11 protein-coding genes and 1 pseudogene are annotated in these 12,775 nt (G+C 34.6%); 10 read left to right on the top strand and 2 right to left on the bottom strand.

Features of this window, described 5'->3' with window-relative positions; genetic code table 11:
* The first annotated feature begins 10 nt into the window (after positions 1 to 10).
* Positions 11 to 844: an alpha/beta hydrolase family protein gene (locus tag ACZ1GR_RS16635; RefSeq protein ID WP_472609973.1), complete on the top strand. Its 834-nt coding sequence runs from the start codon at positions 11 to 13 to the stop codon at positions 842 to 844.
* A gap of 58 nt (positions 845 to 902) precedes the next feature.
* Positions 903 to 1,143: pseudogene (locus tag ACZ1GR_RS16630) on the top strand (transposase); the annotation flags it as partial.
* A gap of 331 nt (positions 1,144 to 1,474) precedes the next feature.
* Here the strand turns inward: ACZ1GR_RS16630 and ACZ1GR_RS16625 are convergent.
* Entirely contained in the window at positions 1,475 to 1,849 is a 375-nt protein-coding gene (locus ACZ1GR_RS16625; protein WP_472609972.1) for a hypothetical protein, read from the bottom strand.
* A 118-nt stretch (positions 1,850 to 1,967) separates the two neighbouring features.
* Here ACZ1GR_RS16625 and xerA point away from each other — a divergent pair, with 118 nt between their 5' ends.
* The 7 genes from xerA (at position 1,968) to ACZ1GR_RS16590 (ending at position 9,967) form a co-directional block, all read left to right on the top strand.
* On the top strand, positions 1,968 to 3,041 hold the full coding sequence (gene xerA / locus ACZ1GR_RS16620; RefSeq protein WP_472609971.1) for a site-specific tyrosine recombinase/integron integrase: 1,074 nt from the start codon (positions 1,968 to 1,970) through the stop codon (positions 3,039 to 3,041).
* An 80-nt stretch (positions 3,042 to 3,121) separates the two neighbouring features.
* Positions 3,122 to 4,036, top strand: coding sequence for a restriction endonuclease (locus ACZ1GR_RS16615; protein ID WP_472609970.1), 915 nt, complete (start codon positions 3,122 to 3,124; stop codon positions 4,034 to 4,036).
* 463 nt (positions 4,037 to 4,499) lie between these two features.
* Positions 4,500 to 5,219 (top strand): hypothetical protein, encoded by a 720-nt coding sequence (locus ACZ1GR_RS16610; RefSeq protein WP_472609969.1) that lies wholly within the window; start codon positions 4,500 to 4,502, stop codon positions 5,217 to 5,219.
* A gap of 78 nt (positions 5,220 to 5,297) precedes the next feature.
* Positions 5,298 to 6,065: a restriction endonuclease gene (locus ACZ1GR_RS16605; RefSeq protein WP_472609968.1), complete on the top strand. Its 768-nt coding sequence runs from the start codon at positions 5,298 to 5,300 to the stop codon at positions 6,063 to 6,065.
* Between the two features lie 155 nt (positions 6,066 to 6,220).
* Positions 6,221 to 6,739, top strand: coding sequence for a hypothetical protein (locus ACZ1GR_RS16600; RefSeq protein WP_472609967.1), 519 nt, complete (start codon positions 6,221 to 6,223; stop codon positions 6,737 to 6,739).
* 148 nt (positions 6,740 to 6,887) lie between these two features.
* Positions 6,888 to 8,627, top strand: a complete 1,740-nt coding sequence (locus ACZ1GR_RS16595) for a hypothetical protein (RefSeq protein WP_472609966.1) — start codon at positions 6,888 to 6,890, stop codon at positions 8,625 to 8,627.
* 506 nt (positions 8,628 to 9,133) lie between these two features.
* Positions 9,134 to 9,967 (top strand): alpha/beta hydrolase family protein, encoded by an 834-nt coding sequence (locus ACZ1GR_RS16590; RefSeq protein WP_472609965.1) that lies wholly within the window; start codon positions 9,134 to 9,136, stop codon positions 9,965 to 9,967.
* 278 nt (positions 9,968 to 10,245) lie between these two features.
* On the opposite strand, the gene ACZ1GR_RS16585 is transcribed toward ACZ1GR_RS16590, so the two are convergent.
* Positions 10,246 to 11,301: an IS110 family RNA-guided transposase gene (locus ACZ1GR_RS16585; RefSeq protein ID WP_472608679.1), complete on the bottom strand. Its 1,056-nt coding sequence runs from the start codon at positions 11,299 to 11,301 to the stop codon at positions 10,246 to 10,248.
* A 482-nt stretch (positions 11,302 to 11,783) separates the two neighbouring features.
* Between ACZ1GR_RS16585 and ACZ1GR_RS16580 the strand changes: the two genes are divergently transcribed.
* On the top strand, positions 11,784 to 12,689 hold the full coding sequence (locus tag ACZ1GR_RS16580; RefSeq protein WP_472609964.1) for a BRCT domain-containing protein: 906 nt from the start codon (positions 11,784 to 11,786) through the stop codon (positions 12,687 to 12,689).
* Positions 12,690 to 12,775: the final 86 nt, after the last annotated feature.

Below are 12,775 nucleotides of genomic sequence, written 5' to 3'. Positions count from 1 at the left end.
TCACTATGAAATGAAACAAATTAAAATAGCATCTAATTCAGAGACACTATCAGCCACCCTTTTTGAAGCTAAAAAAGATAATCCTTTAACTATCATCGCCTCAGCAACAGGCGTGAAACAGGAATATTATCAAAAATTTTCTGCTTACCTATCTCACAACGGAGTTTCGGTTATGACATTTGATTATAGTGGTATTGGTCGCTCATTGACAACACCTATTAAAGAACTAAATAACAATGCTGCCGATTGGGGCAAAAATGACTTGGAATATGTTATCCAATATGCTTTAAAGAATTATCCCAACTCTAAAAAAGTAATTATCGGACATAGTATAGGCGGTCAACTTATTGGGTTGGCTAAATCTTCAACTAATTTAGATAAAATAATACTTGTTGCTGCCCAATCTGGTTATTGGAAATTTTGGAAAGGAGTTGATAGAATGAAAATGTGGTTTAATTGGTATATTCTATTCCCTACTCTTCTAAATTTGTTTGGGTATCTCAACTCAAAAAAGCTGAGTGGAATGGAAAATCTACCAAGAAATGTTGCTAACCAATGGCGAAATTGGGGTAAAAAGCCAGATTATATACAAAGTGATAAGTCAATAGACTTGAAATACTATGATAAAATTGAACTTGAAATTAGTGCAATCAGTATTGAAGATGATGATTATGCTCCCAAAAAAGCTGTAGAATGGATGGCCAATCAGTATCAAAATTCAAAAATCAAATCAATTCATTTAAAACCTACTGATTTTGGAGTTAAAAGAATTGGACATTTTGGAGTATTTAAAGAACAGTTTAGAACTACAGTATGGAAAATATTACTAAACGAAATAAAATAACGAACTGCCGACAAGTTAGATATAAAAATATTAGTTGATAATTAAGAATATTTTAATTACTCAAAGCATGAGTCGAAAAGCGAATTGTTGGGACAATGCTATGGCAGAAAGCTTTTTTAAAACCCTTAAAGTTGAATTAATATATCATCAGAACTTTAAAGCAACCCAAGAAGCAAAATCAGCAGTCTTTTGAATATATGGAAGTAAGGTACAATAGAAAACGTTTACACTTTTCTTTAGGATATAAAACTCCCAAAGAAATGGAACAAGAATTTTATCAAATCAAAAATGTGGAATAGGTCTTAGAAAATTTGTCCGACTTTTTGTTGCAAGTCCAATTTATCAATAGGACCCCTTCAAATATGATTCTAAAACTATTCAAATGAAATCAAGAAAAAGGTAATTCCTTGATTTCATTTGTTTAGAAAAAAGATGGTATTTAAAAATACCTATTTTGTCGGGGTGGCAGACTGAAATAACACATCTTACCACATTGACTTTCAATATTTTACCTTACTAATTTCAAGCTGTACACCGTATTGCAAATTTTAACACAAATAGATGTAAATTGATATAATCTTTAATGGATTAAAAATACTAAAATTAATTGGGTTTTTCTCTTTTGCATACTTAACCCATATAATCTTGCCATGTGACCAAAACATATTTATCATTACCATTAATCTTCTTTGCTAAAAATCCATAGTCATAAACAAACAGATATACATCCCCTTTTTTATTCTTCCAATAATGGGTGAAAAATTTAGGGTTGAATCCCTTATCTTTCAATTCGGATTTTCGAATGGTTGTATATCCAGATTTATTATAACGCTTTAATAGCTTTCTATTTGTTTTGAGCTGTTTATCAACTGTTAAATAGAATTTCTCACTCTCTTGGCGATTTTCGTATTGACTGATCGATTTACACTTTGCGGAACAAAACAACTTATCTGACCTGCCCTTTACTAATGATGCGCAAACGGGACATTTTCTAATCTTAATCATTTGTAAAAGTATATTATACGTATAATATATGTTTTATAATTTAAAACTTGACTACTATTGTTATATGAACTCACTCCAGTCAATCACTCTTTATCATTTAATGATCAAAAATCAAAAGATGATTGGTATCAAATTTGTTCCCAATAAATTAATACAAAGCTTGATCAAGGGTTTACCAAACGCTAAATGGAGCAAGCAGTACAATATGGCCTATATTCCCAATACCAAGAGTAACCTTGGTGTTATCTTTAATACATTCAAGGGTCTGGTTTGGATAAATTATAACCGCTTTTTAACCAATAAGCCCATAAACACTAAAAATGAAAGTATTGATGTAGAGTGGTTTAGAAAAAGAAAAACTGTCCCTGAATATAGAGTCTGTCCTGAAGAGTATTTGTTGAAGTTGGAATTGAAAAGGTACGCTAATAATACAGTTAGAACATATGTATCATTTTTTGAAATGTTCATCAATTACTACAAGGATAAAGAACTAAATACAATCAATGAAAGTGATATTAGAGCTTTCCTCCAAACACTTATCCGAAGAAAAGTATCCAATTCCTATCTTAACCAGGCAATTAACGCTATCAAGTTTTATTATGAGGTTGTGTTGGGCATGCCCAATCGTTTCTATGAAATTGAACGTCCACGTAAAGAGTCAAAACTACCAAAAGTAATATCAAAAGAAGAGGTTCTTTCTATTATAGCATGTACCAACAATATAAAACATAGATGTATTGCAGAGCTTTTGTATAGCTCGGGCCTGCGTCGTAGTGAATTGTTAAACCTTAAAGCCACAGATATCGACAGTAAACGCATGTTGATTAGGGTAGAGGGTTCGAAAGGAAACAAGGACAGGTACACTCTGTTGTCCAAAACAACTCTTGAGGACCTGCGTATTTATTTCAAGGAATGGAAACCAAAGGAATATTTGTTCGAGGGACAGAAAGGTGGCAGATATGGTGGTGAAAGCGTTCTTAAAATAGTTAAAACAGCGGCACAAAAAGCTAATATAAAACAAGTTGTTACCCCACATGTATTACGTCATAGCTTTGCCACCCATCTTTTGGAATCGGGAGTAGACCTAAGACAAATTCAGGTTCTACTGGGGCATGGATCGAGCAAAACAACAGAAATCTATACCCATGTGGCAACAAATACTTTTAAAACCATTAAAAATCCCTTAGATTAGGGTATTAACAAAATAGAAATAAACAAACTAGTTTGTTTATCCCTACGTTGCATGCCATGAATAAAAAGAAAAACCATCGAATGAAGAAAATATCAAAATCCAAATTAATTGCTCAAAAAACGATTTACGCAACATTCAAAATCTTGCAGGAAGCAGGAGGAGAAATGCGTGGTAAAGAAGTGGTCGATAAAATAAGAGAGACAGTTGAGTTTAATGAGTACGAAAAACATCGATACGAAAAGACTGGATATATTCGGTGGGAAAGTATCCTTCATTTTTATACGATAGATTGCATGAAAGCAGGTTTTTTAAGGAAACAAAAAGGAATTTGGTATTTAACAAAAGAAGGAGAAGAAGCAATAAAACTTGGAGCTGAAAAACTTCTCGAAACAGCAACTAAAAAATATCGAGAGTGGGACGCAAAAAATAAGAAGTCAAAAGATATAGAAGAAAGTGATGATGATTTGGATATCGAAACAACGGAAGATAAAACACAAAAACAAAGTGCACTTTTAGACCAATATGAAGCGAGTGCTTTAGAAGGACTAAGGGAATATCTGATTGACAAGAACCCTTATGAATTTCAAGATATTGTAGCAATTCTTCTAAGAGCAATGGGTTATCATATTTCTCATATTTCTCCAAAGGGAAGAGACGGAGGAATAGATATTATTGCATATACTGACCCACTTGGAGTAAAGCCACCAAGAATAATCGTACAAGTAAAGCATAGACCCGAAGCAAATATTTCATCAGATGATATACAAAGATTGGCGGGAACAATGAAGAGAAGTTCAGATGTTGGAATTTTTGCAACTTCGGGAGGATTTAGTTCATATTCAATAAACGAGGCAAGGTCAACAGATAAGCACATCGAATTAATCGACTTTGATAGATTTATAAGTTTATGGCAAGAGTATTACCCCAAGATGACAGATGAAGAAAAGAATAAACTTCCACTTCATCCAATTTATTTTTTGGGAAGTAACGAATAGAAAATGAATAAAAAAAGAACACGGCATGCAACAAAGTGTATATGTCCATGGCGGCTAATCGCCACCACGTCACATACACGAGACGTTAGAGCACATTCAGCTGAAGCTGACTTTTTTTGCTCCGTGCTATGCACTCCCACCCAAAAAGAAATGTGCTCTAACGACCTGCTAAACCAAATTGCTTAGTCACTTTTACTACAAGCAGCTCTCAGCTGTCCGCTCAAGCGGCTAACGTGCAATAACATAAGCTAAAAGCAATTTGGCTCGGTAATTTATACTCCCAATAACGCAAAATCAACAAGAATACGTCCGCTAGCGCGGACTCCTTGACGAACTATATAGCGAATCTATAAGGACGACTAATATCCGCTACATAGTTGATTTGATTTTGCTATATTTCCGTAAAAATCACCGAACTGCGTTTAGCAGGTCGTTATGAGCAAGCAAAATGAAAAAATGATAAATGGGAATTTTCGATAGAATATTTGGAAAGAATAAAAACAAGAAACCTAAACATCAAATAGGTGTAGAAACGTATCTGAATTTTAGTTCTCATTCAAATCATATAAAGTCTGCAGAATTCAGAAAGATAGTGTCAAAAGAAATAGCTCCAGGTTTAAGAGAAATGTATTGGAAAGGTAGCGGGTTTGATTATCAAAGAATGAAATATGGAGTGAAAAATGAAATTAAATTTCAAGGAAGAAGAGCAGGTCAGAAATTTTGCATTAATTTAATTACCGAACTTGAATTAAAACAAACTTTTGAAAATAAAGCAATCAATGAATCAAATGTTTGGATATTTTCAACTCGATTAACACCCAATGATACTTTTGATTTTTGGTGGGAATATCCAATTAGAAACGGAAATTATGATGTACTAGTTAATGAAATTGGAAATCTTTTTAAGTTAAAATTGGATAAACACTTCAGCAAATGGGATAACTGGGAATCAAATATTTCGAGCCTAAAGACGAATGATTTGGATAGTGAAATTGCGAATAATTTATTCTGGGGATCATCGGAATTTTCGAGGCAACTAATATGTTCAATTCACAATTTGTATGCTGGAAATAAAGAAAAGGCAATAGATTTTGCAAACTTAGCAAAAAATGACATAAAGGATAATTTTGGTAGAGGTAGAATTCCTTTGTTAAACGAAATAATAAAAAGGGCCAGCTCATAACAAGATTCATGTCGTTATAGCCGCTATCGCGTCTACACCGCATGCACCTAATCCGTTAGGTGCAATCTGAAAATAATTATGGCTATAAAGAAAATTTCGGAAGAAGAATTTTACAATAATGATGTTATTAAATACCCAATGGCTTCTGTACTTGGAAAAGAAGTCAATTGGTTTTCTGAAAAGGAAAATAATCTTCTAGCAACAATTATTAATGATAAAATCGATAATGATTGGGGTTATGTCATTCTTGTAAAACAGCCAAATAATGAATATCGCGCAGAAGAGGTTGAAATGTCATTTGAGACAAGGGAAATTGCGGAATCAAAAGTTTTGGAAAAACTTGAAGAACTAGTTGCTACCGGAGAGTACATTGAGGAACTTTATGAGGATGATAATGAAATAGAAGAACAGAAACAAAATATCATAATTACGGATATTAATGAAGAGGTTAAGAAATATTTCAAAAAGCATCCCGAGAAACTGTATGACTTATCACCAAGAAAATTTGAGGAATTAGTCGCAAGCATTCTCGAAGATATGGGATTGGATATTCAATTGACAAAATCAACTCGCGATGGCGGAACTGATATTATTGCAAGTATTAAAAACGCACTAACCAGCATATTAATTTTAGTTGAATGTAAAAGATATGCGCCTGATAATAAAGTTGGAGTCGGAATAATAAGAAATGTTGTTGGAGTTCATACATTGAGAAATCCAGCTAAAAGTATAATCGTAACAACAAGTACATTTACTAAAGATGCTTTGAAAGAAGCTGAAAAATTAGAAACCAAACTTGACTTGAAAGATTATGATGATTTAAAAGGTTGGTTAAATAAATACTAATAAAAACTGCACCTAACAACGTGTATAATTAATTGCTTAGGTTAGTGCCACTCGGAAAATCCTTCGGATTTTCCTAAGGTTCGGTTTCCTTTTGCTAAATTAGTTGCGCGAGACTCGCAACTAAACCATACACCAACCGTTAGGCGCAATTTCAAATGAGCACGAAATCGAAGTCGGAAATTAAGTGGATTCTATTAATTGGGGTCTGTTCTTTAGTGCTCACTTTTATCATATTGTCCCAATTTCAAAACTACAATTGGACTCTAGGACATGAACACTCAGAGATGTTCTGGATTTTATGGATTTTTATTTCGCTAGCGGGTATAACAGGCGGAATTGTTTATTTCTTCAGATTTATAATGGCCAAAGAACACAACAGACTTAAAACCAAATTGACTTTATTATTTCTGTCTATATCCGTTATCGGATTTTATGGAATTGCCAAAGTGGCGAATGGACTTGAAAAATATCTTCTCCCTACCTCTGAAAAAACTAAAAACGGATTTACAATTTATCCACCTTTAACGGCAGATGTCAAGCAATGGGAACAATTGAATGGACTGAAAAGCCAAGCTGCAACGGCAAATGGACTTATGTTTCTCATGATATCTCTGCTAATTATAACTGCTGCGATTGTATGGAAAAGAAAAAAAACTGCGCCTAACAAAGCCTAAAATTCATTGCTTGCGGATTTCCTAAACGGAAATCACGCGCAAAAAGCTATCTTTAGGTTCGGCTGGATTGTCCTTCGGACGAATCACAGCAACGAACCTTAGCCCAACCGTTGTATGCAATGCTGGAAAACAGAAAAACGAATATATTATGATGGGACATTTAATTAAGTTTTCCAACTTCTACGGTTCAGAAGTTCCCGAAAATCCTATCGAAATCATTAAACTTTTACCGAAAGAGGAGATTTTAGCTACTATAGCTGCTATTAATGCAAGATTAAAGCCAATCGATAAATCTTATTTTGATGATTCACGAGAAACTCAAGTTGAATGTTTAAGAGTCCTGTTTCTTGATAATAATAATCATCCATCACAATCAAACTGCCCACAGTTTATTTTAAAGTATTTAAAAACACCAGAAAACCATAACCTATTTTCAAGAGTAACTTGTCTATACGCTTTTCAAGAAGTAATTGACACAGAAGGTTTTGTTGAGGAAACACCAGAATACACAATTGATTTAAGAGAGCGTATTTTAAAATATTTACTTTCAGTTAATGAAAACATTTTGCTTTTTGACCAAGAGTATAGTGGAGATGGCCACAAAACTTTAGGAAAAAAATTCTTTGAATATTTTATGTTTAAAGAATTACCACATAATCAATATTATGCCACTTCAAATTCTATAAATTTATTTTTTAAAGCATTTAGTTTATTTAAATCTATTGACTTTGATGAAACTTTTGGCAACCATTTACGAGATTATTTAAAAGAGACTTTTGGAGTTGAATCAATGAATGATTTTTTCAAAAACCAGATGTATTCGTATTTCGTGAGCTATGACAAAAACTTAAAGTTCCAATATATTAACATAAAAAAGTCAGAAAAAGATGCAATAAAAATTCTTGATAAATTGAGTGAAAATCAAGACATTCCTTTGCCCGAAAAAACCGATTTAAAAATTTTTGAATTTTTGAATATCAAGAAAAGCCCTTTATATAAAAATTCAGGAAAAGACGGGAAAGATATTATTACATATTTGGTTCTTGACAATACATTTCTAATCGAAAAAACATATTCTTTGTTTATCAACGATTTTTGGTTTGACTATTTAAAAGCTAAAAATATTTGTAATAGAACTGATTGGGGAAACTTCATTGGTTCTGTCTTTTTTGAACCTTTCTTAGAAGAGATATTAAAGAATTCGTTTAAAAACAATAAAAGAACAATATTAAGAGCAACCGATGATTTAAAATTTAAACTGAATGGACGTGATGAAGTCGAGTATGCGGATTTTTATGTGAGAGAGAAAAATAAAATAATAATTGCGGAAGCTAAAAGTAATTATCTTCCAGTAGTAAATGGTTATAAAACCGTTAAAACAATCGCTGATTATCAGGCTTTGAATCTCGATAAATTTTATAAAGATTATGGCTTAACCCAATTGACAATGAAAACAGTCAAGCTATTTCACAACTACAAAAAGTTTATTAATGATATGTCGTTCAACTTTAATCGAAAGGTAAAGTTATTTCCCGTTCTAGTTGTAAATGACCCTATCTTCAGCTCTGGGTTAGCTTCTTTTGCCTTCAAACAAAAATTTGAACAAAGTTTAATAGATGAAAACATCGAGATTGAAAATGATATTCATAAAATTATACCACTAACAATAATTAATGTTTCTGATTTTCAAGATATGGAACAATCTCTGCACGATGGAGAAGAAAACATTTTTAATATAATAAGATATTTTCACTCAATTTCGAGTAAAGAAAGAGTTCCAACGGAAGGTACAACTGTTGTGCTAAAAACAATTGAGCACGCAATAAATAAGAGAATTAGACACAAACTAATTGCGAATAGGATTAAGAATTTGACTTGGTTAGAATAAAGCACTGCATACAACAACGTATATAAAAAATAGCGGCGGATGGTTAAACGAATTCAATTTCCTACTTTTAAAAAACAAAATCCTAATCGGAATAAAACGTAGCACCAAAACCGCTACTTTTCATATACAATACCGTTAGAGCACATTCAGCTGAAGCTGACTTTTTTTGCTCCGTGCTATGCACTCCCACCCAAAAAGAAATGTGCTCTAACGACCTGCTAAACCAAATTGCTTAGTCACTTTTACTACAAGCAGCTCTCAGCTGTCCGCTCAAGCGGCTAACGTGCAATAACATAAGCTAAAAGCAATTTGGCTCGGTAATTTATACTCCCAATAACGCAAAATCAACAAGAATACGTCCGCTAGCGCGGACTCCTTGACGAACTATATAGCGAATCTATAAGGACGACTAATATCCGCTACATAGTTGATTTGATTTTGCTATATTTCCGTAAAAATCACCGAACTGCGTTTAGCAGGTCGTTGGCAGTCATTAAGACAAACAAATGAAACAAATCAAAATATTATCTAATTCCGAAACACTTTCTGCAACTATTTTTGAATCAAAAAAAGATGATATTCTGCTTGTTATCGCTTCAGCAACTGGTGTCAAACAAGAGTATTATCAAAAATTTTCCACATTTCTATCTGATAATGGAGTTTCGGTTCTAACATTTGATTATATCGGTATTGGTCGTTCGCTGATAAGACCAATTAAAGAAATAAAAAACAATGCAGCTGATTGGGGGAAAAATGACTTGGAATGTGTCTTACAATATGTGATAAAAAATTTTCCCAATTCTAAAAAAGTAATTCTTGGACATAGCATAGGTGGTCAACTTATAGGGTTGGCTAAATCTTCAAGTAAATTTGATAAAATAATACTTATCGCTGCCCAGTCTGGTTACTGGAAATTTTGGAAAGGAATTGACAGAATAAAAATGTGGTTTAATTGGTATATTTTGTTTCCTACACTTTTAAATTTATTTGGATATCTAAACTCAAAAAAGTTAAGTGGAATGGAGAATTTACCCAAAAATGTAGCTAACCAATGGCGAAATTGGGGTAAAAGACCTGATTATATACAAAGCGATAAGTCAATAACCTTAAAATACTATAATAAAATTGAAGTTGACATTAGTGCATTTAGTATTGAAGATGATGATTTTGCACCGCAAAAAGCAGTAGAATGGATGACCAGTCAGTATCGGAATTCAAAAGTCAAGTCAACTCATTTAAAACCTACAGATTTTGGAGCTAAGGAAATAGGACATTTTGGGGTGTTCAAGGATAAGTTTAAAACTACGATTTGGAAAATAATACTGAATGAAATAAAATAACGAACTGCCAACAAAGGCTCCTATGAAAAGCCATAGTCCAGTGTCCCAAAGATAGTTAATATGTAATTTTTATCTTAAACCACTTTTTTCTTTTTAGTATAACTTGCTCAGCATCCTATATGTGATCGTCTTTAAAGTCGTCACCAGCATCTGTATGATTATAAGCTATAATACGTTCAATCACTTGCTAACCGATGTGATGACCTGAATACGGGCCTCACCTACATTGTTATGTGCTTTGAACGTTTGCCTTTAAATGAGCTTGGCTATCATTGTTTTTATTCTACTACCCCTATTTCATAGGGCGTCCTTGTTTTGATAACGGCCAATGTCCGGCTCAATAGCTTTCTGGCCACTTTAACGATTACTTTTTTAACGTTCTTTCCTTGGTGTTTCCTGTAATACCGCTGCATAATGGGGTCGGCACGTATCGCCTGCCATGATGCCTCAATGAAATAACTGCGCACCAAACGGTGCGCACGCATGGCCATTCCCGTATGTTTTAGAGTGTCCCCGCTTTGGTAAATGCCAGGGGAGAGACCAACATAGCCCGCCAGCTGTTTGATGTTCCTGAACCTTCGCAGGTCCCCCAGCTCGCTCAAGATGCCACTGGCAACTATGGGGCCGATTCCCGGGATACTGCGCAGGAGCATATAATCTTCTTTGTAATGTTTCTTGGTCCATTTGCGCAGTTGTGTGGAAACGTCCCTGAACTCCCGGTCGATGAACCTAAAGCTCCGCATGCGGCTCTCCAATGACTCCTTGCCCGTTTGGAACTCAAAGTCCAGGGCATCCAACCAATGCCTGAAACCATGGCTCCAGTGGTCGTTGTCGTACTGTTCGGGCACCTTGATACCATAATAGAGCAACTGCATCTTGATGTAGCTCTTTATCTGGCGCATGTCCTTCACAAGGTCGTTCCTCCTTCGGAACAGGCTGCGAAGCTGCTCACGCTTGGGATCCGGTACCTCGATACCGGCCAACCTGCCGTCCTTGAGCTCCCTTGCCAATAGTTGCGCATCTATGCTATCGGTCTTGGTATGGCGCTCCTTGCCACGGCGGAAAACATCCGCCGGGTTCACTACCATTGAATCCCAACCATAGGACTCAAAACAACGGTGGGCGGAATAACCGCAGCAGCCCGCCTCATAGACAGTGCTGACATGGTGGCCACCATAGTACTTGTTCACGTAGCTCTCCAATTGATAAGCGTCCGGAACCATGGAAAAGGTCTTGCCCATTCCGATATCAGTGGCACAATGTACCTTCCAGCTCCGTTTGTGGATGTCAATGCCAATGTATAACTTAGGTGTTGCAGTAATTTGAGTGTCCATATCTTAAGTTTTTTGCTAACCTTTAAGATACTCGACTTACTGCTTTTTCATAGATGCTAAAACGTTCATATCCAGCAAAAGCTGGCTACGCCGTTTAGCCGAGGCGTTAGAGCACATTCAGCTGAAGCTGACTTTTTTTGCTCCGTGCTATGCACTCCCACCCAAAAAGAAATGTGCTCTAACGACCTGCTAAACCAAATTGCTTAGTCACTTTTACTACAAGCAGCTCTCAGCTGTCCGCTCAAGCGGCTAACGTGCAATAACATAAGCTAAAAGCAATTTGGCTCGGTAATTTATACTCCCAATAACGCAAAATCAACAAGAATACGTCCGCTAGCGCGGACTCCTTGACGAACTATATAGCGAATCTATAAGGACGACTAATATCCGCTACATAGTTGATTTGATTTTGCTATATTTCCGTAAAAATCACCGAACTGCGTTTAGCAGGTCGTTGCCATTAATACGAAAAAAACACATCGATGAGCGAATTAACAAAAGAAGAATTAAATATTGTCACTTCAAAAGCGAGAGCAGATAAAGCTATAAACTCATTGAAAGGAATATTGCTCGGAATAAATTTGGACGAAAAAGTTAATGAGAAAGAATTAATTGAACTTAAAAAATGGTCTGAAAATCATCGTGAAATGATTAACAGAAATCCGTTCAGAGAATTTATGACAATTATCGATGAAACTGTTTCTAATAATATTCCAGCAACCGAAACTATTAAAGACTTATTTTGGCTTTGTCAAAAATATGAGAGTGATAATTATTATTACAACACTGTAACTACCGATTTACAAACTCTTCAAGGAATTTGTCACGGAATTTTAGCTGACGGAATTATAAACGAAAAGGAAGTTTTAGACCTCGAAAAATGGCTTGAGGAAAATACTCATTTGAATTCATACTATCCATACGATGAAATTAGGAGTTTAATTTTATCAATAGTTTCAGACGGCAAAATTGACGATGAAGAAAAATTAGTGCTAAAAGCATACTTAAACCAATTTGTTAATTTAGAAAACAAAGAGATTTCTGACCAAATTGAGAAAGACACTTTTGATGTTAATATTTCCGGACATTGTACGAGTAATCCAGATGTTTATATTGACGGAAAAACATTTTGCGTAACAGGAATTTTAAAAAGCGGTAATCGTAAAGAAATCGAAAATATGATTTCAGATTTAGGCGGAATTCCGACAAAAACTGTCACCAAAAAAACAGATTATTTAATTGTTGGCGATAATGGAAATCAAGCTTGGGCTTTTGCGTGTTACGGCAGAAAAGTGGAAAAAGCATTAGGAATGAGAAAGACAGGACATACAATTTGTTTGATACACGAATATGATTTTATGGATGCCATCGAAGACCTACGCGGATAAGTACTAATGGCAACAATGTATATAAAAAATAGCGCAATTTGTTGCTAACACGATGGTTTGGGCATTTTTGGAAAGTCGCCAAATTT

This window comes from Croceitalea sp. W27 (assembly GCF_055693185.1).
The sequence above is the reverse complement of the archived record's forward strand: the minus strand, read 5'-3'. Positions and strand labels throughout refer to the sequence as shown.